Genomic DNA, 24,362 nt, shown 5'->3' on the forward strand with positions numbered 1-24,362 from the left:
GCTACCCGCTGCACCTTCCGGTTTTCTGCTCGATCCAGGGCAGCACCGCCACCTGCCCCGTCTCGTCGGTCACCCGGACGGTGACCGCGCAGATGTAGTACTGGACGAAATTGCCGTAGGCGCCGGTGCGCACCAGCTTGCGGAAGTTCCCCGGCGCCCGCTGCAAGGCGTCGTCGAGCAGTTGTTTGTCCTGGTCGACCAAGGGGGCCAAGCGCGCGAGCTCGTCGACGGTGCCCGCCAAGGGCGGCCGGGCCCTGGTGAGCAGATCGGCGACGGTGGCGGTGCCGTCGTCGAGGGCGTCGATCGCCGCGGCGATCGGATCGCGCTCCCGCGACAACTGCGTGACCAGCTGTTCGAGCCGGTCGACGGTGCCCGCGAACTGCTCGCCCTCCTTCGACAGCGTCGCCATGACCGCGCCGAGGTGATCGATCAGCCGCCCGATCACCTCGGAGCGCCCGGCGAGCGCGGTGGTGAACGACGACGTCCGCGACAGCAGCGAATCCAGCGTGCCGTCCTTGCCCTGGAAGATCTCCAGCAACGACCAGGTCAGCGCGTTCACCTCGCGCGCGTCCAAGCCTTGGATCACCGGCTTCAGACCACCGAGCAGCAGGTCGAGGTCGAGCGCGGGCGAGGTCCGCTCGACGGGAATCTCACTGCCTGCGGCCAGCATTCCGGTCGATCCCGGTGTGTCCGTCAGCTCCAGATAGCGGTCGCCGACGAGGTTGAGATAGCGCACGGCCACCGCGGTGCCGCTGGTCAGCGCGACTCCGCGGTCCGCGTCGAACGCCACCCTGACCTTGTGGTCGTCGCGCAGCGTGACCCGGCGAACCGTGCCCACCTCCACCCCGGCGATGCGGACGGTGTTGCCCGGCCGCAGTCCGGAGGAGTCGGTGAACACGGCGGCGTACTCCGCGCGCGTCCCGGTCCGGTACTCACCGAACACGAGCACCAGAAAGCCGGACAGCACGAGCATCACCACGGCGAACACACCGAACTTCAGCAACGGCGAGTTGCGCGGGTTCATCGGGGACCACCGTCCCCCGGTTGCCCGGCGAGCGGACCGAACAGGGCCTGCGGGAGGTTGCCCACGTTCAGCTCCACGGTCTGATTTCCCTTCTCGAACGGGTTCGCGCCGACGTCGGCGACGACGAACGGCGGCCGTCCCTCGTAGGGAACCGGCAGCACCGAACACTGCGGGCCACCCGTGGCGGCGACCTTGGGCAGATTCCGCGGATACCGGTACGGTTCGGTGCCGAACAGGAAGTTCGCCGACAGCCCGAGCCCGGGCACGTCGACCGGCTTGGATCGCGACAGCCACCCGAAACCGTCGAGCGCGCAGGTCAGCGCCTCGTGATAGCTGTTGGTGAGGGTGGTGGTCGGCACCAGCGCCGCCAGGGTGGTGTCCAACGCGGCATGGTTGTCGGCCAGCACCCGGGTTCCGGTGTCCGACAAGCCGATCAGCCCGATCAGCATGGCGTCGAGATCGCGCTGTTCGGCCACGATCGTCTCGCTGATCGCGGCGGCGTTGCGAGCGGTGTCCAGCAGGGGCGCGGTCGCGTCGGCGTAGTCGTTCAGCACCGCAGGCGCCATGGCGAGATCGGCGCGCAGCGCGGGCAGGCCCGGCTCGAGCTGGGCGAGGAAGTGCTCCGAGTCGCCGAGCATCACGCCCAGTTCGTGGCCGCGTCCGCCGGTAGCGTCGGCGATCGCGCCGAGCGTCTCGTTGAGTTTGTCCGGTTCGATGCGCCCGAGCACCGCGGTCAGCTGCTGGAACACGGTGTTGATCTCCACGGTGACGTGCTCGGCGCCGAGGACCTGTCCGGGCCGAAGCGCCTGCGGCGCAGGGTGTTCCGGTGGGAGGAACTGCACGAACTTCGCGCCGAACACCGTGGTCGAGGCGATGTCGACGCGCACGTCGGCGGGAATGAGGTGCAGCTGCCCGGCATCGATCGCCAACCGGATGGACGCGAGCCCGTCGGCGCGTTCCTCGATCGAGGCGACCTTGCCCACCGTGACCCCGCGCATCTTGACGTCGGCGTCCGGATACATCACCAGTCCGGCGCGCGGCGACAGCACGGTCACCGGCACGGTGTCGGCGAATCCGCCGTCGAACATGGTCACACCGAGGCCGACGACCGCGATCCCCACGGCGATCGAGGCCAGCCCCGCCGCGGGACGCAACAGTCCGCGCGACGCCACGGCCAGCGACTTCATCGTCGACAACATCGGCACCTCTCAACCGGACAGATCGAAGTTCCCGTTGGCGCCGTAGACCGCCAGCGAGACCAGCAACGTCACCGAGACGACCCCGATCAGCGAGGTCCGGACCGCGTTGCCGACGGCGATGCCGACACCCGAGGGTCCCCCGCTGGCGAAGTAGCCGAAGTAGGTGTGGATCAGCAGGATCGTCAGCGCCATCAGGATCGCTTGCACGAACGACCACACCAGGTCGACCGGGTTCAGGAAGGTCCCGAAGTAGTGGTCGTACAGCCCGGCGGACTGACCGAGCAGCACGACGGTGGTCAGCCTGCTGGCGAGGAACGAGGCGATGACCGCCAAGGCGTACAGCGGGACGATCGCGATCATGCCCGCGACTATCCTGGTGCCGACCAGGTACGGAATAGGTTGGATGGCAAGCGATTCCAGCGCGTCGATCTCCTCGTTGATCCGCATCGCGCCGAGCTGGGCTGTGGCGCCGGCGCCGAAGGTCGCGGCCAGCCCGATGCCGGCCACCACCGGTGCGGAGATGCGCACGTTGATGAACGCCGACAGGAAACCGGTCAGCGCTTCGATGCCGATGTTGCCCAGCGAGCTGTAGCCCTGGACGGCGAGGGTGCCGCCGGTGGCCAAGGTCAGGAATCCCACGATCACCACCGTCCCGCCGAACACCGCCAGCGCCCCGGAACCCATGCTGATCTCGGCGATCAACCGGACCGTCTCCCTGCGGTAGCGCCAGGCGGCGAACGGCGCGTACACCAGCGCCTTTCCATAGAAGATGGCGTGGTCACCGATCCGGCCCAGCGCCTGGTACGGCCGCCGGATCCGCCGGATCGTCTTCGGATAGCGCGCGATCAGGGTCACGGGCGCCGCTCCTTCACCGCACGGTCATCTGGATGCCGATCGCCGTGACGACCACATTGATGACGAACAACGACATGAAGGCGTAGACCACGGTCTCGTTGACCGCGTTGCCGACGGCCTTGGCCCCGCCGGAAACGATCAATCCCCGGTAGCAGGCGACGAGCCCGGCCACGAGCCCGAACAGCAGGGCTTTGACCGAGGAGATGATCACCTCATCGATCCCGGTCAGCAGCGTGATGCCGGCGGCGAAGGCGCCGGGATTGACGTCCTGGACGTAGACGGAGAACACGTAGCCGCCGATCACGCCGATGATGCACACCAGATTGTTCAGCAGGAACGCCACCGAGCCGGAGGCGAGCATCCGCGGCGTCACGAGTCGTTGCACCGGGTCGATGCCCAGCACCTGCATCGCCGCGATCTCCTCGCGGATGGTTCGTGAGCCGAGGTCGGCGCACATCGCCGTCGCGCCGGACCCGGCGACGATCAGCACGGTGACCATCGGACCCACCTGCGTCACCGCGCCGAACGCGGCGCCCGCGCCGCTGAGATCCGCCGCGCCTAGTTCGCGCAAGAGGATGTTGAGCGTGAAGCTCACCAGCACCGTGAACGGGATCGCCACCAGCAGTGTCGGCACCAGCGAAACCCGCACGAGGAACCAGGACTGCTCGAGGAATTCCCGAGTCTGGAACGGCCTGTGGAACAACAACCGCACCGCGTCCGCCGACATGGCGAACAACCCGCCGACCGCCTGCATGGGGCCCGCCGCCGCTCGCGTGATGGTCGTGAACAGTGTCCGTCCCGCCGGGCGGGCGGTCCCCCGCACCTCGGCCTCGGCTCGCATTAATCCCCCTCTCGTTCCCGGAAAATGCCATTCTCATATATGAATATGATTACACGCTATTCAAGAGAACTCAATGAGGGAGAAGGGGCAGCCGCTACGGACGGCCGGTGTCGGTTCGGCGGCACGGCGCGTCGATGACCGTGTCAACGAACAGCCAGGCCGATGCGCGAAACCCATAGCCGCCCTGATCGCGGCGACGGGGTGTCGCACGGTCGACGGAGACGCGGAGGACGGCAGGTAGCGGCCGAAACAGGCAGCAGGCGAGAAAGTTTCGGGACGGATGCGAGTCAGCCGACGGGGCTGAGATCCGCGCCGATCGGAGGGAAGGACGACAGCCCGATGCGGAAGACCTCGGTCGTTGCGACCGAGGTGGCCGGAACCGCCGCCGCGGTCAGGGCTTGGGCCTTGAAGGCTTGCGCGGCGACGCTGAGCCGGTGCAGCACCGGATCGACCCGGTGTTCCGGGGGCGCGGGCCAGCCCTCACCCCAGACCACCACTTGCACGCCGCCGTCGTCCAACGCCTTCAGCAGACCCCGGCGCGCCCGGCGATCGCATTCGCAGACGTCGGCGGCCACCGCGAGCGCGTGCGGCTGCCGCCCCTGCCCGCGCGAGGCGAGCACCTGCTCCAGGTCCAGCACCTCGGCGCCGAGGATGCGCAGCGGCCGCGTATCCGAGGGATCGGCCACCAGCACCGTGACGTCCCACCCCGCGACCGAGCGGTCGAACAGCCATCCGCCCGCGTGCTGGACTACGTCGACGATGCTGGTCGCGACGACGTCGAGGCGGTATCTCTTCGTTCCCCATCCGGCGCGAAGTCGCGCGCCAGTGACCTGGTGTACTCGTGGAACACCTCGGTCAGCGGGATCGAGTGGTCGAGCATCCATGAGATCTCCATTCCATTGATGAAAGCGACGATTTCCACAGCCCGGATGTCTGGGTCGAAATCGGGCCGGTACCGTCCGATCTCCTGGTTGCGGCGGATGACGTCGGCGACGATGCCGACGGCCACCTTCCAACGGTCGAGCAGGCGCTCGTGCAGTGGAGCCTCGGGCAGCAGGTTCTCCACCAGCAGGACCACGAAGGTGCCCACCAGTTCCGGTGAGCGCTGGATACGATCGGCGACTTTGCGGATCTCCAGGAACAGATCTCCCGTCACATCGGCTTCCATGGCGTCGTCCGCGTCGCGGGCGTCGAGCACGGCGTGCAGCAGTTGCTCCTTGGACTGGAAATGGTGCAGCAGTCCGGCCGGGCTCACGCCGGCTTCGCGCGCGATCTGCGCCAATGTCGTACTGCGCCAGCCATTCCGGGTGAGCAGGCGCTGGGCGACCGCCAGGATGCGCTGTCGGCGGTCTTCACCTTTGGCCAGCAGGGAGGCGTAAGGACGAGGAGTGGTCACGAGAATCCCTGTTCGATCAAACCTAGTGAACACACAGTAGGTTGGTTTCGGCAGTGTGACAAGGGCCCCTCACCGCGAGCAGAGGATAATTTCATTCTCGCAGTCCCGAGCCGAAAATCGGGTGCCCGGTCAATGACATATGTAGGTTTGGCTCTCACATTGTGATAACGTCATTTCCACGACGGAACCGCGGTGATCCGAAGGGGATCACCGCCACGCGGCTCGTCGCGAGCCCGGCGGCGATCTTCGGGTGCCGCCGCTGGCCCCACGCGCCGCCGACGCAGTCCGCATCCGCACCCCGCCGACGCGACAGCGGTTCCGTGCCGCGAACAGATCCATGGGAGGGTCAAGATGTCGGTTCCGACCAGCAGTGCCTCGTTGTACCCGCCCGGCGGCTTCGGCCCGCCGAAGGACCGCCGCGGCCACGCCGAGGGTTCGGCCGGCCTGCCACCGGGCACCGAGGTCTTCTCGGCCGACAACCACATCTCGCTGGCGCACGACATCTTCTACGAGCGGTTCCCGGAATCGCTCAAGGACCGCGCCCCGCGGGTGTGGTACGAGGACGGCGCATACCAGCTGGGCCGGAAGGGGAAGTCGTTCCTGCCCGGCGATTTCAGTCATGTGCTGATGCAGTACGACCCGCTGGACGGCTCCGGAAGCGGCAACCTGGATGCGCGGATCGCGGATCTGCGCGCCGACGGCATCGCCAAGGAGCTCGCGTTCCCGAACGCGCTGCTGGCGCTGCTGTTCTACCCCGACAAGGAGATTCGCGAACTCTCCTTCCGGGTGTACAACGCCTACATCGCGGAGTTGCAGGAGCGCTCCGGCGGCAGCTTCTACGGCGTCGGACTGATCAACTGGTGGGACGCCGAAGGCACGCGCCGCACCCTCGCGGAGCTGAAGTCCCTGGGGCTCAAGACGTTCCTGCTGCCGCTGTCGGCGGGCAAGGACGACGAAGGAAAGGTCATCGACTACGCGAGCACCGCGATGATCCCGGTGTGGGACGCGATCGAGGAGTCCGGCGTGCCGGTCTCCCACCACATCGGCGAGTCGCCGCTGTCGAGCCCTTGCGAGGTCAACAGCGTCGCCGTCGGCATGATGCACAACGTCGCCCCGTTCCGGGAACTGTTCTCCAAGTACATCTTCAGCGGCATCATCGACCGGCATCCCGGCCTGAGCATCGGCTGGTTCGAGGGCGGGGTGAACTGGGTGGCTTCCGCGATCCAGGACGCCGAGCACATGCTCGCCTCCTTCCAGCACATGCTCGATCGCCCGGTGGAGCACGAGGTGCGCTACTACTGGGACAACCACATGCGCGCCTCGTTCATGGTGGACCCGCTGGGCCTGTCGCTGATCGACCACATCGGTCGCGACCGGGTCATGTGGTCGTCGGACTACCCGCACAACGAGAGCACGTTCGGCTACTCGGAGAAATCCCTGCGAGCCGTGGTGCAGGCCGTGGGGCCGGAGGACGCCGCCCGGATCGTCAGCGGCAACGTGACCGCATTCCTGGGTCTGTCATGACGTCGTTCCCCGTCGCGGCCACCTCGTCCCTCGCGATCCCCGAGGTGCCGGATCGCGCGCGCATGCGGCGCGAGACCGGGGCGCGGCTGCGCTCGGCCATGGCCGAGCAGGGCGTCGACGCGCTGATTCTGCTGAACAACAGCAACGTCGTATATGCGACCGGGGCGAACTGGCCGCTCGGCGACGCGGGGCTCGCCCACGTCGAACGGCCGGTCGCCGTGGTCGTGGCGGGCGATCCGTGGCCGCACCTGTTCCTGCCGTTCCGGGAGGGAGCCTCGGCGGAATCGGATCTCCCGGGCGACCACCTGCACGGTCCGGTGTATCTCGAATTCGACGAGGGCGTAGCGGCTTTCGCGCGCATCGTGGCCGATCTCGTCCCGGCGGGGTCGGTCATCGCGGTGGACGAGTGCACCGGAGCCATGCTGCGGGCGCGATCCACGCTGTTCCCCGGCGGCGCTCCCGCGGATGCCGCCGCCGTGATCGGCGCCGCGAAACTGATCAAGACACCCGACGAGATCGCCTGCATCCGCACCGCGTGCCGGATCACCGAGCAGGCCATGGTCGACGTGCAGGCGGCGCTCGCGCCGGGGCGCAGGCAGATCGATCTGTCGGCGAGCTTCGTGCGCAGGGCGTTCGAACTCGGCGCCACCGCCACCATGCTCGACGCCATCTGGCAGGTGATGCCGGAGACCAAGGCCGACGGCGTCTGGACCACACACGGCGATCTGGCTCTGCCACTGCTGACCACGGAGCGGGAACTGCGCGCCGGTGACGTGCTCTGGACCGACGTCAGCATCACCTACGGGGGCTACTGCTCGGACTTCGGCCGCACCTGGACGGTGGGCGCCGAGCCCGACGCCCGCCAGCAGCGGCAGTTCGAGCGCTGGCGCGAGATCCTCACCGCGGTGCTCGACGTGACCCGCGCCGGCGCCACGGCCGCCGATCTCGCGCGGGCGGCGATCGCCGCCGCCGGCGGCGCCGAGCCCTGGCTGCCGCATTTCTATCTGGGACACGGAATCGGCGTGAGCGCCGCCGAGATGCCGATGATCGGCACCGATCTCGGCGCCGAGTTCGACGAGAACTTCGTGTTCGAACCCGGCATGGTGCTGGTTCTGGAGCCGGTGGTCTGGGAGGACGGCACCGGCGGCTACCGAAGCGAGGAAATCATCGTGATCACCGAGGAGGGCTGGACCGCCCTCACCGACTACCCCTACGCGCCGTATGGCCACTGAGATTCTGCCCGACGCTCGCGCCCTGCGACATGGGCGGCGGGAACGTGCCATGGCACAGATGCAAGCCCATGATCTGGACGTTCTGGTGCTCGGACGCCAGGCCAACGCCCGCTACGTCTCCGGCACACCGCAATTGTGGGTCGCGGGCACCCGCCCGTTCGGGCCGGTGGCGACGGTGGTGCGGCGCACGCGCGCGGTGCATCTGCTGAGCACGTGGGACGAAGGCGTGCCGGAGGACATCCCGCACGAGAACCTGTACGGCATCGCGTGGAATCCGATGAACACCATCGCCGTGCTGCGCGGCATCGAGGGCGCCGCCACCGCGCGGCGGGTCGGCACCGACGCGCTGTCACCCGGCTTCGCGAAGCTGCTTCCGCTCGCCTTTCCCTCGGCCGAACTGGTCGACGGCGAACTGGCGATGCGCGCCGCACGCCGGATCAAGACTCCCGAGGAAGTGGAGGTGTTGCGCGCGACCCTCGCCATCGCGGAGGAAGGCTTGGCCGCGGCCGTGCGCCTGCTCGCGCCGGGCGTCACCGAGCAGGCGTTGATCGGCGTGCTGCTCGAGGCGATGGCCGCCGGCGGCGTCAGCACCCCGGCCTCGCAGGACTCGGCATGGGTGACCTCACGGGAACACCCCTGGCGGCGGGCGGGCGCGGACCGCCGCGCGCGGGCGGGCGACCTGGTGGCCTTCTCCTCCGGTGTGCTGGGCGAGGGCTATATCGGCGAGGTGGGCCGCACCTGGCCGGTCGGCGGCGAAGGCGACGACCGGGTCCGCAAGCTGTACCGGCGGTGGGACGGCCTGTGGGGCAGGCTGCTGGAGGCGTGCCGCCCGGGAGCGGCGGGCACGGACCTGCTCGCCGCCTACGAGATCGCGGGGGAACCGCTGCCGCCGATGCCTGTCGCGCGGGGGCTCGGCATGGGGTTCGATCCGCCGGTACTGACCGATCACCTGCGTGCGAGCGCCGCGGCCGAACGCCTCGAGCCGGGCATGGTCCTCGCCGTCACCGCGTACACGTGGGAATCCGGTGCCGGGGCGGTGTTCGGGCGCGACGCGGTCCTGATCACCGAGGACGGCGCCGAGGTGCTCACCACCGCTCCGCACTGGGAGCACTAGGAAGGAGCCCGTCCATGTCCGGTCCCGAGCAGCCGTCGGCGGAGGAGATCATCCGCTACGACAAGGACCCCAAGACCCGGATCGCGACCATCACCTTCGACCGTCCCGATCATCTCAACGCGCCCACCATCGCGGCCCGACTGCGCTACGCCGACCTGCTGCACCGCGCGAACGTCGACGACGAGGTGAAAGTGCTCGTCGTCCGCGGGGCGGGCGACGACCTCGGCACCGGAGCCGACCTGCCCGAGTTCATGGCGGTGCAGAGCGCGCCCACGCAGGGTCCGCGGTTGAGCGAGTACAAGATCGGCGAGGACGAGGTGCGGTATCCGCCCCGCGCGTCCTTCCGGCACGGCGCCACGATCAGCCAGTGGTACGCCAACGCCCAAGCCGGTTGCCGCAGCCTGCAGGAGTTCAAGAAGATCAGCATCCTGGAGGTGAAAGGCTACTGCTATGGCTGGCATTTCTATCAGGCGGCCGACGCCGACCTGGTGATCTCCTCCGACGACGCCCTTTTCGGTCATCCGTCCTTCCGGTACTACGGCTGGGGGCCGCGGATGTGGACGTGGGCCCAGACCATGGGGTTGCGCCGGTTCCAGGAGATGGTCTTCACCGGCCGGGCGTTCACCGCGCGGGAGATGTACGAGTGCAACTTCCTGAACAAGGTTGTCGCGCGAGCCGACCTCGAAGCCGAGACCGAGAAGTACGCCCGCGCCTGTGCCCGCAACCGGCCCACCGACACCGTGTTCATGCAGAAGGTGTTCTTCGAAGTGATGAAGCAGCACCAGGGCGAGTACATGGGCAGTCTGCTGAGCGGGTTCTTCGAATCGATGGGCGGCCACATCCACGCCGACGACGACGAACTCATGCTGGACAACGCGTTCGAAAGCGGGCTGAACAACTCGGTCAAGGACAACGACGCGCGGTTTCCGCCGGAATTCCGGCTGAGCAAGTCCGGTCGCAAGAAGAAGGTCTAGCCCGGCCCGGCCGAGGCCGGAGCACTCGGTCGCGGGAATCGGAACGGTGAGAGGTCATGGGATCGAAAGAATCCGCGAACAGCTCCGAGCGTCCCGTCGAACCGCCGTTGCGCGGTTGCGTCGTGGTCGACGTCTCCTCGGGGATCGCAGGCGCCTATTGCACCAAACTGCTGGCCGACGGCGGCGCGGAGATCATCAAAGTCGAAGCGCCGGAGGGGGATTCGCTTCGCCGGTGGTCGGCATCGTTGGCCCGCATCGACCCGGGGTCCGACGGTGCGCTGTTCTCCTTCCTGGCCGGTTCGAAGAAGAGTGTCGTCGCCGCGCCGGGGGTGGCCGCGGACCTGGAACTCGTCGACGACCTACTCGCGGCGGCCGACGTGGTGGTGTGGTCGCCGGGGTCGCGGCTCGCCGAGCACCCCCGGCTCGCCCCGGCCGCGTTGCGCCGCGCGCACCGTCATCTGGTGGTCACCGCGATCACCCCGTTCGGTCTCGACGGGCCGTGGCACGACCGCCCGGCCACCGAGTTCACCTTGCAAGCGTGGTCCGGCGGCATCGTCGGCCTCGGCCGAGGCGCGCCGGACCGAGCGCCGGTGCACGTGGGCGGCCGGATCGGGGAATGGTTCGCCGGCGCCTACGCGAGCGCGGCCACCATGACCTCGCGGCTGCGCACGCTCGGATCCGGCGCGGGCGAGCTGGTCGATCTGTCCGTGCTGGAGACCCAGATCCTCGGGCTCACCTATTTCCCCGTCTCGTTCTTCGACGCGCTCGGCCGCCCGTTCCGCACGGAACGACGGCTCAGCGTGCCCGGGGTCGCCACCGCCGCCGACGGCTTGGTTGCGGTGGGCTGCGGCACCGCGCAGCAGTGGTTCGACCTGTGCGCGATGGTGGGGCATCCGGAGTGGATCGAGGAGGACCCCGCCCCGGCGATCACCCAGCGGGCCAACGAGAAGGCGCCGGAGATCTTCGCCTGGATGGCCGAGCAGCCCGCCGAGGTGATCCGCGATCTGGCGACCGCCTTCCGCATTCCCAACGGCCCGGTGGTGAACGGAGCAAACGCCACGACCACTGATCATCACGTGGCGCGAAGATTCTTCACGGTGAACCCCCGCGACGGCTTCGTCCAGCCCGGCCCCCCGTATCGCACGACGCCCACGCTGCTGTGCGATCCGCGACCCGCTCCCCGGCTCGGCGAGCACACCGAGGAATATCGTGCCCGCCGCCGGAAACGCCCGCGCACGGCAGGAGGCACCGCACCGCAACCCCTGCCGTTCGAACATCTTCGCGTCCTCGACCTCACGACGTTCTGGGCCGGGCCGTCGTGCACGCACTACCTCGGCATGCTCGGCGCCGAAGTCATCCACGTGGAATCGGCCGGACACCCCGACGGCACCCGCCTCATCGCGGGCGTGCCGCCGAGCGAAGAGCAATGGTGGGAGAAGTCCCCCGTCTTCTCCGGGCTGAACACCAACAAGAAGGGCCTCACGCTGGACTTCCGCTCCGATCGCGGGCGAGACCTGTTGCGGCGGCTGGCCGCCACCTGCGAGGTGATCGTGGAGAACTACACACCCCGCGTGCTCGAGCAGATCGGCCTGGACTATCCGGCCGTGCGGCGACTGCGCCCGGACGCGATCATGGTCCGGATGCCCGGTTTCGGCCTCGACGGTCCCTGGCGCGACAATCCGGCCTTCGCCTACGTCATCGAGGACACCTCGGGGGTGACCTGGCTGACCGGCCACCCGGACGGCAATCCGGTCGAGCCCTATTCGATCGGTGATCCCAACGCGGGCGTGCACGCCCTCAACGCCCTGCTCTTGGCCTTGGAACACCGGCGCCGCACCGGACACGGCGTGCTGGTGGAGGCCGCGATGGTCGAGGCCGCGCTCAATGTGGCCGCCGAGCAGGTGATCGAGTACTCGGCCTACGGTGCGCTGCTCCAACGCGACGGCAACCGCGGTCCCTGCGCCGCGCCGCAGAATCTCTATCGCGCCTCGGGTGTGGACGAATTCGGCAGGGAGGACTGCTGGGTGGCGATCGCGGTCGCCACCGACGCGCAGTGGCGGCGGCTGCGCGAAGCGCTCGGGACCCCGTTCTGGGCCTTGGATCCCGAACTCTCGTCCGCGCCGGGGCGCCGCCGCAGGCATGACCTGATCGACGAGCGGCTCGCGGAATGGTGTGCGCAGCGCGACAGCGACGAGATCGTCCGCATTCTCTGGGACGCCGGTGTACCGGTCGCGAAGGTCATGCAACCGCACCGGCAGTTCGAGCTGCCACAGCTACAGTTCCGGGAGTTCTTCGAGCCGGTCGCCCACCCGGTCGCCGAGACGGCCAGGCACAGCACCGTGCCGGTGCGGTTCTCCGCCGGTCCGCGGCGTTTCCACCGCGGGCCCGCTCCCCTGCTCGGCCAGCACAACACGGAGCTGCTCACCGCTGTCGGCCTGAGCGAGACGGAGATTCGCGCCCTGGAGGCCGACGGTGTCATCGGTGGGCTGCCCGCGGTGGTGCGGTCGTCGGCGAAATCCGCATAGCCATCGGGTGATCGAGGTTCAGCCGACGTGCCCGCACCCGACTGCCGTCACCGCCGCCACGCCATGCCGCAAGCCAGCGCGAGGACCGACCCGCAGCTCGATGACCGCGTGGCCCTGTCACGACGCTCGACGGCTGCCTCCGTCCGGCGGCGACACATCGCACGGCGACCGGCCACCGGCGCCATGAGTCGAGAGCGGCAACGCCGAGCCGGGTGCGCGAAGGCTGGTCACGTGCTCGGCCGGATCGTGCCCGGCACTGGTGAATCGGCACTGCCCGTCGACGCACGTACGCCGCAACCGTCCCCGCGACACGGTCTGGATCAAGCCGATCACCCAGCAGGTCGGGCATCCGCGCAAGGCGAGCAGACCGACCGGTGCGAGCAGCAAGCTGAACGCCCCGAATACCGGCAACAAGGCGACCGCGCCGATGAGTGCGCCGAAGCCCGCGACACCGCGCGCCAGATGCCGGGGCACGGAGGCGCTGGCGAAACTCCGCTCGTCAGGCATTTCGTTCGCTCCTCTCCTGAGCCGACCACGGTGTGGCCCGCAGCTCCTGCTGCACCGTCGCCCGGGCGCGGTGCAGCCGTGACTTCATCGCCGCGACGCTGAGCCCGAGCATGCCCGCGACCATGCGGCCGCTGTAGCCCTGCACGTCGCGCATGATCAGCACCCGCCGCTGGTCGGCGGGCAACGCGGCGATCACCGCAGCCACCCGGCCTGCTTCCAGCCGCCGCACCGCCTCTTCCTCCGCGGAAGCCACGGCCCCCTCCGGTATCGGTTCGTGCTGCCGGGTCATCATGCGCCACTGCCGCAGGCACTCGTTGCGGACGATGCGGAACATCCAGGACGCCAGCGCGCCGGAGGCCCGCAAGGTCCCGATCTTGCGGTAGAGGATGATCAGCGCCTCCTGCGCGGCGTCCTCCGCGTCCTCGGCGGAGGCGCACAGGGTATGGGCGAAGCGGCGCACATGCGGGTAGGAGCCCGATACCAGTGTGGTGATCGCCGCGGCGTCGCCTTCCCGCGCCGCGCTCACCAATTGCTCGTCGGGCCAGGTCAGGTCAGTCACGGGAGCGGCTCCGGCGGCGCAGCAGGGTCACGCTGCACCAGCCGACCAGTACGGCGGCGACAGCGATGGCGGCAATGATCACAACGACCTCCTCGATTGCGTGCCGACCCGGTTGTCGGCACAGCTATGAGAGGACCGGCCGTCGACAAAGGATTCACACCGAATCTCAGCACGACACCGTGCCGTATCCGAAGCGGTGACTCGGTCCTGGCCCGGCGGAGATATTCGCGTGCTTCCCGGATTCGCCGGTTGTAGCGTCGGCCGATGCCCGATACTTCGCTGCCGCAGCGCATTCTGGGAGCGGTGTCCCACGCGGCCCGGGCGCGGCCACGGTCGGCGATGGCCGTGGGCGCGCTCGGCGTCGCCACCTCGGGGATCTTCATCGGGCTGTCGGGCGCCGCACCGGCTACCGCCACGTTCTTCCGTTGTGCGCTCGCCTTGCCGTTGCTGTGGCCGTCGGCCCGTGGTGAACGCCGACGAGAGGGTGCGCTGTCGCGGCGGCAGGCCGCGGTCGCGGTGACGGCCGGTGCGCTGTTCGCCGCGGACGCGCTGTTGTGGACGCAAGCGATCTACGAGGTCGGCGCCGGGTTGACGGCGGTGCTGGTGAACGCGCAGGTCGTCATCGTTCCGCTGCTGGCGCTGCTCATCGATCGCGAGCCGATCCGCGGCGCGTTCCTCGTCGTGTCGCCGATCCTGGTGGCGGGCATCCTGCTCACTGGTGGCGTCTTCGAGACCGGGGCCTCTGGCAGCGCGCCGGTACAGGGAACGATCCACGCCGTCCTCGCCGCGTTGTGCTACTCGGGGTTCCTCTACCTCCTGCGCCACGGCGGGCACAGCGGGCAAGTGGTCCAGTCCTACCGGCTGGCGCTGCTGTCGGCGGCCGCCGTGGGTGCGCTGTGGCCGGGCGTCACGTTCACGCCCGGTTGGGCGGCGCTGGGCTGGCTGACCCTGACCGCGGTGTGCGGTCAGATCGGCGGCTGGCTGCTGATCGCGCTGGCCACCGCCCAGCTGAGCAGCACGGTGAGCGCGGCCATGCTCATGCTGACGCCGATCGGCGCGCTCGTCCTGGCCGCTGTCGTGCTCGACGAGCGGCCCACGGCGCTGCAGTTGTTCGGCTGCGCCCTGATACTGCTCGGCACCTACGGCGCAGCCACATCCGGCTCCGGACAACGCCGGATCACCGCCGTCGTGCGGAAACGGTGGAGCGCCGCACGCAGCGCCGATTCGTGAGAACCGTTGCCTGCCGCCACTTCTGCCGAGTGATGATCACAGGTGGCGGCGGTCGGGCCGGTACGGGAGCGGTCGCTCGACATCCGTCGGTTGGCCTCGGCGGTGTGCGGCGCGGCCGGGACGCCGGCGGCCTGGCGGCGAGGCATCCTGTCTACGAGGTGAACGCGGGCATCGTTTCCCAGCCGCGCACGGTGGAGGTGGGCGAGAGTCTCGCCGCGGCCGAATCCACCTCCCATTCGGGGAATCGGGCGAGAATCTCCTCCAGCGCGATCCGCCCCTCGAGGCGAGCCAGCGCCGATCCGAGGCAGTAGTGCGTGCCCACGCTGAACGACAGGTGCTGGCGGGTGTCGCGGTGGATGTCGAAGACGTCGCCGTCCGGCGGGAACTGGCGATGGTCCCGGTTGGCCGCCCCGATGAGCATCATCATCGCACTGCCCTCCGGCACGGTCCGGCCGTGCACCTCGACATCGCGGGTCACGTACCGCGCCACGTGCGGGGCGGGCGGTTCGAATCGCAGCAGTTCCTCCACCGCGTTGGGAATCAACCGCGGATTCTCCACCAGCTCGCGCCGCTGGTCGGGATGCTCGGCCAGAACCTTGCCCGCCCAGCCGATCAGGCGGGTCGTGGTCTCGTTGCCCGCGCCGGACACCACGTTCACGTAGGTGAGCAATTCCTCCCGGCGCAGTCGGCGCACCGTGCCGGTCTCGTCCTCGAACTCCACGTTGAGCAGCTCGGTCATGATGTCGTCGGAGGGATGCTCGGCCCGCCAGTCGATGTAGGCGGCGAAGATGTCGCCTCCGACCATGCCTTCGGAGGCCGCCTTCATCGGCTTGCCCTCCTCGGTGCGCATCTGCGCGTTCGCGAAGTCGCGGATGGTCTCCTGGTCCTCTTCCGGAATGCCCAGCAGCATGCCGATGGTGCGCATCGGCATCTGCGCGCCGATGTCGGCGATGAAGTCCAGCCGCCCGGTGCCGACATGCGGATCGAGGCTGCGCGCGCAGAACTCGCGGATCTTGTCCTCCAGCGCGCGGATCTTGCGCGGGGTGAACATGCGCGACAGCAGTCCGCGATGGATGTCGTGGATCGGCGGATCCTCGAAGATCAATACGCCCGGCGGGATCTCGATGCCCGCCTTGATCAACTCGATGATCGCGCCGCGCGCCGAACTGTAGGTACCCGGGTCCAGCAACGCCGCGTTGACATCCGCGTGGCGGCTGATCGCGTAGAAGTCGTGCTTCTCGTTGTAGTACAGCGGCATCTCTTCGCGGAGCCGCTTGAACATCGGATAGGGATCGGCGTTGAGTTCGACGTCGTACGGGTCGTAATAGACGTCGCTGGCCGCGCTGGTCGTCACAGGGTTTCGCCTCTCGCGGGAACTTCATCGTCCTCGGTCGTGCGTACGAGATCAGCCGAAGACCGAGTTGTGGGAGTTCTGCCAGTGTAAATCTGCCAATCTGCTGATGCAACTCATCTTCTCCGATTGCGAGATTGACATTCTCATATAGATCACGAAAACGGGCCCCGTATCCGATGGCGGTCGGATGCGGGGCCCGCGCGGTTCCCGATGGAGACAGGTTCAGTCGATGGCGCAGCCGGAAACGGGTTTGTCGGCCAGGCGGTCGAGCAGGTAGGTGACCGCGTTGTCGGGGCCGAATCCGTCGATCATCTCGGGCCCGAAGTGGTTCGGGATGGTCGCGCCGGGCAGGATCGGCGGCAGGTCGTTGGTACGGAAGGTGACCGTTGCGCCTTTCGCGCACCAATCTTCGGCGAGCCGGCGAGCCTGGCCGTAGGGGACGGTGTCGTCGTTCAAGCCGCTGGTGATCAGCACCGGCGTTTTCGGGGTCAGATTGCCGACGCGCATTTCGGCCAGCACGGGGGCGGCCTCGGGGATCTCGGCCAAGTGCTCGGTCAGCGAGCGGCCGTCGTTGGTCATCGAACCGGTCCGCAAAAACGCGTGGCGAGTGATGATGTCACCGATGCACTCATCGCTCAGCGCCGCGAGCATCGCGCGCCCGGCGGGACTGGTCACCCGGTCGACGGCCTTCTGCAGTTCGGGGTACCGCGCGAGCAGACCGTTGATGGCGAATCCGATGGCGCCGCTGATGAGCGAGCCGTCGATCCGTTCCAGGATCGCGGCCAGGTCCGCGACCGGCCCGCCCGCCCAGGTGCCCTTGAGATTCAATTCCGGCGCGTAGTCCGGTTGCATCTCCGCCGCGGCCGCGGTCGCACCGCCGCCTTGCGAGTAGCCCCACAACACCACCGGGGTCTCCGGCCCGACGCCCGCCAGATTGTGGGCCGCGCGCACACCGTCGAGCACGGCATGGGCTTGCTCGATCCGGTTGGCGTAGGTGTGGATACCCGGCGTGCCCAGTCCGATGTAGTCGGTCACCAACACCCGCGCGCCCAGCCCGCTCCACAGTGCCGAGGCAGGCAGTTCCTGGTTCGCCGACAACCCCGGCGACGGGTCGTCGAACAGCGCCAATCCGGTCGAGAAGGCCACCGACATCGCACAGCGGTCGCCCTGCCCCGAGGTTCCCGGACCGATGACAACGGTCGGACGCGGGCCGGGCCCCTGCCACGGCCCGGTGGCATCGATGAACGTCCCCGACACCGCGACCGGCGACCCGTCCTGCAACCGCGAGGTGTACATGACGTGCTGCGCCTTACCCGGCCACCCTTCGGCCGTGGGCGGAGCCGCGAACAAAGCCATCGGCCCGGTCTTGATGATCGCCCCACGCTCGGCGGGAACCTGAGCGGGCGCAAGGTAGAAGTCACCGACCGGAGAGGCGGCCGCCTCCTGCGTGTCCACCATCGCCACCGTCGTGACGCAAGCCACGGCCAGCGCCGCCGCCACCGGGACGGCCCACCGCCCCCACCTCGATCGAGACTGCCCCTGCTGTCGTTGCATCGATAACTCTCCATAGGTTCCACCCGGCACCGTCGCCGGAGTGTTCCAGGCCGCAATAGCCGTTCGGCATGAGACATGTCACAGCCGCGGACCTACCGTAGAGTAACACGATTACCGAAGGTATGAATCCAGCTGGTACCAGATCCGCCGCAGCAGACCAGCGCGCAGCCGGGCATCACCGGTCCGGGAGATGAACTCGCAGACAAGCGTTCCGGCAGAGAGATTCGGGATGCGCGCTACCAGCTCACCGGCAGCTCGTACACCCCGTAAGCGAGCCGGTCGTGCTTGAACTGGACCTCATCGAACGGAATCGCCAAGCGCAGCGTCGGAACTCGCCGCACCAGCGTGCGGAAGACGATCTGCAGTTCGGCCCTGGCCAATTGCTGCCCGACGCACTGGTGCGGACCGAAACCGAACCCGAGGTGCGCGGCGGCGGGTCTGCGCAGGTCCAGCCGGTCCGGCTGCTGCCAGACCTTCTCGTCCCAATTCGCCGGCGCGAGGTCGAAGATCAGGCCGTCCCCGGCCCGGATGGTCTCCCCCGCGATCTCGATGTCCCCGACCGCGACACGGCGCTGGCCGTTCTGAATGATGCTGAGGTACCGCAGCAATTCCTCGACCGCGTTGACGACGATCTTCGGATCGTCGGTATCGCGCAGCAACGCGAACTGATCGGGGTTGCGCATGAGGGCGAGGGCCCCGAGCGAGATCATGTTCGCGCTCGTCTCGTGCCCCGCGATCAGCAGGCCGGTGCCCAACTGGGCGGCCTCCTTCATATCGATCTCACCGGCGCGGATCCGCTCGGCGATGTCGGAGACCACGTCCTCGGCGGGATCGTCCAGCTTCTTCTTCACCAAGTCGACCAGATACCGCGCCAGGCCCGCGCGGCCCTCGGCGGCCTGCTCCTTGGTCGCGTACCGGTCGACGTTGACGGTCGCGTGCCGCTGGAAGAACTCGTGGTCCTCGTACGGCACGCCGAGCATCGCGCTGATCATCAACGTCGGCACCGGCAGCGCCAGCGCCTCGACCAGGTCGGCCGGTCGCGGTCCGGCCAGCATCCGGTCGATGTGCTCCTCGGTGATCCGCTGGATGACCGGCCGCAGCGCTTCCACCCGCTTGAAGGTGAACGGCTTGGTCAGCATCCGCCGGAACCGGCTGTGTTCCTCGCCATCGGTGGTGAACAGCGACTTCGGCCTGCTGTCCACGATCGCGGCCATGCCCTCGTTCCAGTGCGGGAAGCCGGGACGATGGTCGTCCACGCTGACCCTCGGGTCCGACATCAGTGCCTTGAACTCGGCGTAGCCGGTGACCAGCCAGGGCGTGCTGCCGTCCCAGATCCGGACCCGGTTGAGCGGTTTGGCGCGCCCGAGCCGCAACGCCTCGGGCGGCGGCGCGAACGGGCATCCGGTCGACCTGGGCATGGGATAGTCGGGAACCTCCGTGGCGGAGGCTGTCGTATCGGTCGATGCTTCGGACACTGTTCACTCCTGGGGTGATCGGGACGGAAGAACCGCGAACCGCCGGTTCATTCCTCGATGTGGATGGCCATGGCCGGGCAGACCGCCGCGGCCTGGCGCACGTCATCGGCGAGTTCGTCCGGCGGGTCGGCGTCGAGCAGGACGACGATGCCGTCCTCGTCGCGCTGGTCGAACACGTCGGCCGCGTGCATGACGCAGTGCCCGGCCGCGACGCACTTGACCTGATCGACAGTCACTTTCATCGGGGACCTTCTTTCTACGGGGAGTGAGCGGGGGTGGGTGGCGAAGCGAGCAGGGCGTGCGCTCGCGCCAACTCCTGCCGCCGCATCCTGGCCTGCTTGGGCATGTTCCAGCCCAGCACCGCGGTGACGTCCCCGCCCTGCTCGAAGCGCGCGACGAACCGTCCTTCGTCCGGGTCGCCGTCGACGACCGTGGCCACAGCCCCGGCCGTGATGACGCCGTGCACCTGGATCTTCGTGGTGAATTGATCGGTCCAGAAGTACGGGATCGGCTGATACGCCCGCCGCGCGCCGAGAATGTCGGCGGCCACCGCCGCTGCTTGCTCGGTCGCGTTCGTACGGTTCTCCAGGCGCAGGGTCCTTCCGAGGACCGGATGTTCCCACCGGGCGACGTCACCGACCGCGTAGACGCCCTCGGCGGCACGGCATCGCGCGTCGCACACCACGCCGTCGGCGAGCGAGAGCCCGCTGCCTGCGAGCCAGTCGGTGGCGGGCACCGCGCCGATCGCGACCACGACCAGATCCGCGGGCAGCGTCTCGGCGTTCGCCAGGACGACGCCGGTGACCTCGCCGCCGCGGTCGGTGAGGCGGGAGACGCCGACGCCGAGCCGCAGGCGGACGCCGTTGCCGGTGTGCAGGCCGGCGAGCAGGCCCGCGGCGAGATCGCCGAGCTGAGCCGCCATCGGGGCGCGCTGGGGGCCGGTCATCGTGACCTCGTGGCCGGATTGCCCTGCGGTGGCCGCGATTTCCGCGCCCAGTACGCCGTCGCCCACCACGACGACGCGCGAACGGACAGCCAGATCCGCGCGCAGCGCGAGCGCGTCGTCGAGCGTGCGCAGCACATGGACGCCGCGTAATCCGGGCGGCGCGGGCAGCATTCGCGGCACTGCCCCGGTGGCGATCACGATGTGCTCGGCCGCCACGGAACCGGTCGCGGTGTGCACGGTGCGGGCGGCGACGTCGAGGGCGACGGCGCGGGTGCCGAGGACGATGCCGGCATCGAGTTCGGCCAGTCGGCGCGGCTCGCGCAGCAAGGTGCGCTCGGGCCGCCAAGCGCCGGAGAGGATCTGCTTGGACAGCGGGGGACGATCGTAGGGCAGATGCGGCTCGGCGCCGAGCAGTGCGATCGGGTCCCGGTACCCGCCCCGGCGCAGCGCTTCCACGGTGGCCAGGCCCGCTGCCGAGGCGCCGACGACGAGAACTCCGGTGCGGCGGATCATCGTGGGCCCGCCGCGACGGACGGCTCGGCCGGCTTCCTGCGCGGTCGCAGCGGTTTGCCCGCGACCGTGCCGCCGTCCACCGGCAGCACGGTTCCGGTGACGTACCGCGACCGGTCGCCGCCGAAGTACACCGCGACCTCCGCCACGTCCTCGGGTGTGCCGTCGAGCGGCAACGGGCGATCGGCCTCCATCGACTCGCGCACCGCCTTGGTGAACCGCTCGCTGAGCTCGGCGGACATCTTCCTCGCCGACGAGGCGAGCAGCGGTGTCGGGATGTTGCCCGGCGCGATGCAGTTGACCCGGATGCCGAACTGCGCCAGTTCGATCGCCGCCGACTTGGTGAAGTGCGCCACCGCCGCCTTGGACGCCCGGTAGCTCTGCACTCCCCCACCCGCTTGGATGCCGCCGACCGAGGACACGTTGACGATCGAGCCGCCGCCGTGCTCGGCCATATGCCTGGCCGCGAAGCGGGTGCCCGCCATGACCCCCAGCAGGTTCACCCCGAGCACCCGGTGGAAGTCGGCGAGGTCGTCGTGCAGCAGGCTCTTGTGCATGGTGCCGGAGATACCGGCGTTGTTGCACATCACGTCCAACCCGCCGAAGGTCCGCACCGCCCGGTCCACGAGCCGCTCGACCTGGGCCGGGTCGGCGACGTCGACCTGTTCGAACACCGCCGCCGCGCCGTAGCAGGCCACCGAGGCCGCACCGCGCTCACGATCCACGTCGGCGACCACCACGCGGGCGCCTTCGGCGACGAACCGCGCCACCGTCGCGCTGCCGATCCCCGACGCTCCGCCGGTGACGATGGCGACCTTGCCCGCCAATTCGTCGGTCATGCCTTCATTTCCTTTCGTTTCGGTCCGGCCGAGTCCGGCAGGTCCGGTGCGTCTTCGGACTCGCGGGCCCGGCCCGCCTGCCCGCCGAAGAACGCCAGCAGCAGGTCGTTGACGACGTCCGGTTGCTCGATCTGTGGACAGTGCCCGGCGTCCGGTACGACGGCGGATCGTCCGTGCGGGACGCGAGCCGCGATCGCCGCGGCCCACCCCGCGGGCAGCAGCTTGTCGCGTGCGCCTTCGACGACGAGGCAGGGCACGCGAATGCGCTCGTAAGCCCGCTCGTTCGACGGGGCGGGCGGCGCCTCGGCGCCGGGACGGCGAAAACGCGCCGCCGCCAATGCCTCCCACGCTCCGGGGGCGATGCTCGATTCGTAGCGCCGCCGCACGTAGCCGTCGTCGGCGGGGTAGGACTCCGCGTGGAAGAGCGCCCGGACGACGGCGCGCATTCCGGAGAACGTGGCGTCGTAGTCGTAGAGCGCTCGCATGTGCTCGTTGCGCTGGATCGCACCGCCGCCGCAGATCGCGACCAGGCTGCGCATCGGCAGCTTCGGCGCGGTGGACGTCGCGTCGACGAGCAGGTTGATCGCCCCCATGGAATTGCCGACGAAATGCGCCGACTCGATGCCGAGCGTCGCGAGGAAGCGTGCGATGTGCCGGATACGCAGGCCGCGTCCGTCGTTGAAGTCGATCACCTTCGCCGACTCGCCGAAGCCGAGCATGTCCGGCGCCAGCACCCGATAGCGGCGGGCGAGCGCGTCGATGGTGTACTCCCAGCCCAGTTCCGCGCTGGCGCCGAATTCGCCGCCGTGCAGCAGCACGACCGGTTCGCCGGTTCCCGCCTCGAGATACGCGGTGCTGGAGCCGTCCACCACGATGGTTCTGCGCTGCGCGATCACGGGAGGCTCCCGATCCGGTCACCCGCGCGCGGCGTCACGAGCGTTTCCGCGTCTGGGTGACGAGCGCTGTCGGTCAACGCGATTCGCGCGACGATGCGCGCGCGCTCCGGCTCGACAGCGGCCTCCCCGGCGTCGCACAGCAATCGGATCTCACGCACGGCGAGCGCGTCGAGGATGTCGAATGCCGATTGCAGGTCGCTGTGACGCTGCGCTTCGGCGCTACCGCTTTCCCCGTCGGCCCGGCAGGCGCGCAGTGTGTCGCGTACGGCGGTGGTGCGCGCGCGGATGTAGACCAGCACGCCGCTGCCGTCGCGCGCGATCCGATCCAGCGCACGATCCAGCGCGCCCCGGCACCGGCAGCGCCGGGAACCGAAGACGTCACCGGCCAGGCATTCGAAATGCAGGCGCACCAGCGGCGCGACGTCCGCGGCCGGATCACCGTGGACGAACGCGACGTGCGCGCGGTCCAGCCCGTCGGTGAAGCCGACCGCACGGAACTCCCCCATCGGCAGCGGAATGCGCGCGACGCCTCGCCGACGCACCCGGCACAGCTCACGCTTGCGATAGGCGACCAGATCGTCGATGGACACCACGGGCAGCCCGTGGTCGCGACCGAGCGCGAGCAGCTGCGAGCGCCCGGCCTGTTCGCCGTCGGCCCCGCAGACTTCGCACAGCACCCCGACAGGCGCCATTCCGGCCAGCTCGGCCAAGTCCACCGCGGCCTCCGGGCAGGCGGGTACCGACAGCACGCCACCGGCGGCGCAGCCGAGCGGGAAGACGTGTCCGGGCCGGGCGAACGTGCTCGGTGTGCTGGCCGGGTCGGCCAGTGCGCGAACCGTCTGCGCGCGGCGGGAGGCCCGCACACCGTCGGCCTCGGCGCCCGCCAGTCGCACCGACACGCGGAACAGATCGCGATCCGGGCCGGTGGCGGCGGGGTCGGCCGGGGGTATCCCGAGGGCATCGAGGGCCGCCGCGCGCATCGAGACGTGGATGAGCCCGCATCCGAGGCTCGCCATGGCATTGACCGCTTCGGCCGTCACGCGCTGCGCGGCCATCACCAGATCACCCCGGCACCCGTCGCTCGTCTCCCCGAGCACCAGGATCATCCGCCCGGCCCGCAGGGCGGCCGTCGCCTCGGCCACCCTCGTCCGGCCGGTCGTCCTGGGCGCGGCGGTCATGCGCGCGCCCCGCCGGCCGGAGCGAAGGTGAGCACCTGCGTGGCGAGCAGCTCGAGCTGGGCGCTGACGGCCTCGTCGGTCAGCGTGCCGTCGGCATCCCAGATCGGCTCGGCGGAATTGATCGCGACGCCGAGCGGGGTGGGCCACGCGCGCAACGCGTGGCCGATCACCCGCAGCTGGCCGAGCGTTCCCACGGCAGCCTGCCAGCCGTAGGCGCAGGTGATGCAGCCCCACGGTTTGTTGTCCAGGTACACCGTCGCGTCCCCGCGCAGGTCCTCGATGTAGTCGAGGGCGTTCTTCACCAGGCCGGAGACGCCGCCGTGGTATCCGGGCGAGCCGATGATCACCGCGTCCGCGCGGCGCAGCGCCTCGACCAGCGCGACCGCCTTCTCGGTGCGGGCCGGGTCGTGCGGGTTGTACATCGGCAGGTTGATCTCCTCGCCGCAGAACAGCGCGGTGCGTCCGCCGTGACGCCGCACCGCCGCAAGGCAGTGCCGCAGCGCTTGCTCCGTCGACGAGCCCGCCCGCAACGTGCCGCCGATGCCGACGACGAACGGCCGCCCGTCGCCGGCCACCTCGGTGGCGGTCGCACTTCTCGTGCCTGCGGTCATGACCGGAACCTCGTGCTTT

At 69.3% G+C, this 24,362-nt stretch carries 23 protein-coding genes; 6 read left to right on the forward strand and 17 right to left on the reverse strand.

What is annotated here, in order from left to right:
* Nucleotide 1: 1 nt before the first annotated feature.
* From ACWDMM_RS05410 to ACWDMM_RS05435, 6 genes are all read right to left on the reverse strand, one after another.
* Nucleotides 2-1,024 carry an MCE family protein gene (locus tag ACWDMM_RS05410; protein WP_357205760.1) on the reverse strand — a complete coding sequence of 341 codons (1,023 nt, stop codon included), beginning with the start codon at nucleotides 1,022-1,024 and terminating at the stop codon, nucleotides 2-4.
* Nucleotides 1,021-2,211 carry an MCE family protein gene (locus tag ACWDMM_RS05415; protein WP_449936356.1) on the reverse strand — a complete coding sequence of 397 codons (1,191 nt, stop codon included), beginning with the start codon at nucleotides 2,209-2,211 and terminating at the stop codon, nucleotides 1,021-1,023. The genes ACWDMM_RS05410 and ACWDMM_RS05415 overlap by 4 nt, the downstream gene beginning before the upstream one ends.
* A 21-nt stretch (nucleotides 2,212-2,232) precedes the next feature.
* Nucleotides 2,233-3,072, reverse strand: coding sequence for an ABC transporter permease (locus ACWDMM_RS05420; protein WP_397070405.1), 840 nt, complete (start codon nucleotides 3,070-3,072; stop codon nucleotides 2,233-2,235).
* A gap of 19 nt (nucleotides 3,073-3,091) precedes the next feature.
* Complete coding sequence (locus ACWDMM_RS05425) at nucleotides 3,092-3,832, reverse strand: MlaE family ABC transporter permease (protein ID WP_195079441.1); 741 nt, start codon at nucleotides 3,830-3,832, stop codon at nucleotides 3,092-3,094.
* A gap of 374 nt (nucleotides 3,833-4,206) precedes the next feature.
* Complete coding sequence (locus ACWDMM_RS05430) at nucleotides 4,207-4,680, reverse strand: hypothetical protein (protein ID WP_195079440.1); 474 nt, start codon at nucleotides 4,678-4,680, stop codon at nucleotides 4,207-4,209.
* Entirely contained in the window at nucleotides 4,668-5,315 is a 648-nt protein-coding gene (locus tag ACWDMM_RS05435; protein WP_195079164.1) for a TetR/AcrR family transcriptional regulator, read from the reverse strand. The genes ACWDMM_RS05430 and ACWDMM_RS05435 overlap by 13 nt, the downstream gene beginning before the upstream one ends.
* A 351-nt stretch (nucleotides 5,316-5,666) precedes the next feature.
* Between ACWDMM_RS05435 and ACWDMM_RS05440 the strand changes: the two genes are divergently transcribed.
* The 5 genes from ACWDMM_RS05440 to ACWDMM_RS05460 are packed head-to-tail and all read left to right on the forward strand — an operon-like array spanning nucleotide 5,667 to nucleotide 12,684.
* Nucleotides 5,667-6,839 carry an amidohydrolase family protein gene (locus ACWDMM_RS05440; protein ID WP_449936118.1) on the forward strand — a complete coding sequence of 391 codons (1,173 nt, stop codon included), beginning with the start codon at nucleotides 5,667-5,669 and terminating at the stop codon, nucleotides 6,837-6,839.
* The gene (locus ACWDMM_RS05445; RefSeq protein WP_449936120.1) at nucleotides 6,836-8,071 is read left to right on the forward strand and encodes a M24 family metallopeptidase; all 1,236 of its coding nucleotides are present in this window, start codon (nucleotides 6,836-6,838) and stop codon (nucleotides 8,069-8,071) included. The genes ACWDMM_RS05440 and ACWDMM_RS05445 overlap by 4 nt, the downstream gene beginning before the upstream one ends.
* Nucleotides 8,061-9,185 carry a M24 family metallopeptidase gene (locus tag ACWDMM_RS05450; RefSeq protein ID WP_449936122.1) on the forward strand — a complete coding sequence of 375 codons (1,125 nt, stop codon included), beginning with the start codon at nucleotides 8,061-8,063 and terminating at the stop codon, nucleotides 9,183-9,185. Before ACWDMM_RS05445 ends, ACWDMM_RS05450 begins: the two co-directional genes overlap by 11 nt.
* Before the next feature lie 14 nt (nucleotides 9,186-9,199).
* A complete protein-coding gene (locus ACWDMM_RS05455) occupies nucleotides 9,200-10,159 on the forward strand; it encodes an enoyl-CoA hydratase/isomerase family protein (protein WP_195079160.1) in 960 nt (319 codons plus the stop codon).
* A 56-nt stretch (nucleotides 10,160-10,215) separates the two neighbouring features.
* Complete coding sequence (locus ACWDMM_RS05460; protein WP_449936125.1) at nucleotides 10,216-12,684, forward strand: CoA transferase; 2,469 nt, start codon at nucleotides 10,216-10,218, stop codon at nucleotides 12,682-12,684.
* A gap of 117 nt (nucleotides 12,685-12,801) precedes the next feature.
* On the opposite strand, the gene ACWDMM_RS05465 is transcribed toward ACWDMM_RS05460, so the two are convergent.
* Both ACWDMM_RS05465 and ACWDMM_RS05470 read right to left on the reverse strand, forming a co-directional pair.
* Entirely contained in the window at nucleotides 12,802-13,191 is a 390-nt protein-coding gene (locus ACWDMM_RS05465) for a hypothetical protein (RefSeq protein ID WP_449936128.1), read from the reverse strand.
* The gene (locus ACWDMM_RS05470) at nucleotides 13,184-13,750 is read right to left on the reverse strand and encodes an RNA polymerase sigma factor (RefSeq protein WP_195079157.1); all 567 of its coding nucleotides are present in this window, start codon (nucleotides 13,748-13,750) and stop codon (nucleotides 13,184-13,186) included. The genes ACWDMM_RS05465 and ACWDMM_RS05470 overlap by 8 nt, the downstream gene beginning before the upstream one ends.
* A gap of 264 nt (nucleotides 13,751-14,014) precedes the next feature.
* Here ACWDMM_RS05470 and ACWDMM_RS05475 point away from each other — a divergent pair, with 264 nt between their 5' ends.
* Nucleotides 14,015-14,980, forward strand: coding sequence for a DMT family transporter (locus tag ACWDMM_RS05475; protein WP_357205773.1), 966 nt, complete (start codon nucleotides 14,015-14,017; stop codon nucleotides 14,978-14,980).
* A gap of 151 nt (nucleotides 14,981-15,131) precedes the next feature.
* Here the strand turns inward: ACWDMM_RS05475 and ACWDMM_RS05480 are convergent, their stop codons facing one another.
* The 9 genes from ACWDMM_RS05480 to ACWDMM_RS05520 all read right to left on the reverse strand — a co-directional run bounded on the left by ACWDMM_RS05480 (nucleotide 15,132) and on the right by ACWDMM_RS05520 (nucleotide 24,343).
* Nucleotides 15,132-16,334 (reverse strand): cytochrome P450, encoded by a 1,203-nt coding sequence (locus ACWDMM_RS05480; RefSeq protein ID WP_449936131.1) that lies wholly within the window; start codon nucleotides 16,332-16,334, stop codon nucleotides 15,132-15,134.
* Between the two features lie 222 nt (nucleotides 16,335-16,556).
* Entirely contained in the window at nucleotides 16,557-17,888 is a 1,332-nt protein-coding gene (locus tag ACWDMM_RS05485) for a lipase family protein (RefSeq protein WP_357103198.1), read from the reverse strand.
* Between the two features lie 236 nt (nucleotides 17,889-18,124).
* Entirely contained in the window at nucleotides 18,125-19,306 is a 1,182-nt protein-coding gene (locus ACWDMM_RS05490) for a cytochrome P450 (RefSeq protein ID WP_195079438.1), read from the reverse strand.
* Between the two features lie 104 nt (nucleotides 19,307-19,410).
* Entirely contained in the window at nucleotides 19,411-19,605 is a 195-nt protein-coding gene (locus tag ACWDMM_RS05495) for a ferredoxin (protein WP_195079154.1), read from the reverse strand.
* Nucleotides 19,606-19,619: 14 nt separating this feature from the next.
* Complete coding sequence (locus ACWDMM_RS05500; RefSeq protein ID WP_195079153.1) at nucleotides 19,620-20,822, reverse strand: NAD(P)/FAD-dependent oxidoreductase; 1,203 nt, start codon at nucleotides 20,820-20,822, stop codon at nucleotides 19,620-19,622.
* Nucleotides 20,819-21,658 carry an SDR family NAD(P)-dependent oxidoreductase gene (locus tag ACWDMM_RS05505; protein ID WP_195079152.1) on the reverse strand — a complete coding sequence of 280 codons (840 nt, stop codon included), beginning with the start codon at nucleotides 21,656-21,658 and terminating at the stop codon, nucleotides 20,819-20,821. Before ACWDMM_RS05505 ends, ACWDMM_RS05500 begins: the two co-directional genes overlap by 4 nt.
* Entirely contained in the window at nucleotides 21,655-22,554 is a 900-nt protein-coding gene (locus tag ACWDMM_RS05510) for an alpha/beta fold hydrolase (RefSeq protein ID WP_449936135.1), read from the reverse strand. Before ACWDMM_RS05510 ends, ACWDMM_RS05505 begins: the two co-directional genes overlap by 4 nt.
* On the reverse strand, nucleotides 22,551-23,732 hold the full coding sequence (locus ACWDMM_RS05515; RefSeq protein WP_449936136.1) for a 3,4-dihydroxy-2-butanone-4-phosphate synthase: 1,182 nt from the start codon (nucleotides 23,730-23,732) through the stop codon (nucleotides 22,551-22,553). The genes ACWDMM_RS05510 and ACWDMM_RS05515 overlap by 4 nt, the downstream gene beginning before the upstream one ends.
* Nucleotides 23,729-24,343: an NADPH-dependent FMN reductase gene (locus ACWDMM_RS05520; RefSeq protein ID WP_195079150.1), complete on the reverse strand. Its 615-nt coding sequence runs from the start codon at nucleotides 24,341-24,343 to the stop codon at nucleotides 23,729-23,731. Before ACWDMM_RS05520 ends, ACWDMM_RS05515 begins: the two co-directional genes overlap by 4 nt.
* Nucleotides 24,344-24,362 lie beyond the last annotated feature (19 nt).

This window comes from Nocardia sp. NPDC003726 (assembly GCF_053586955.1).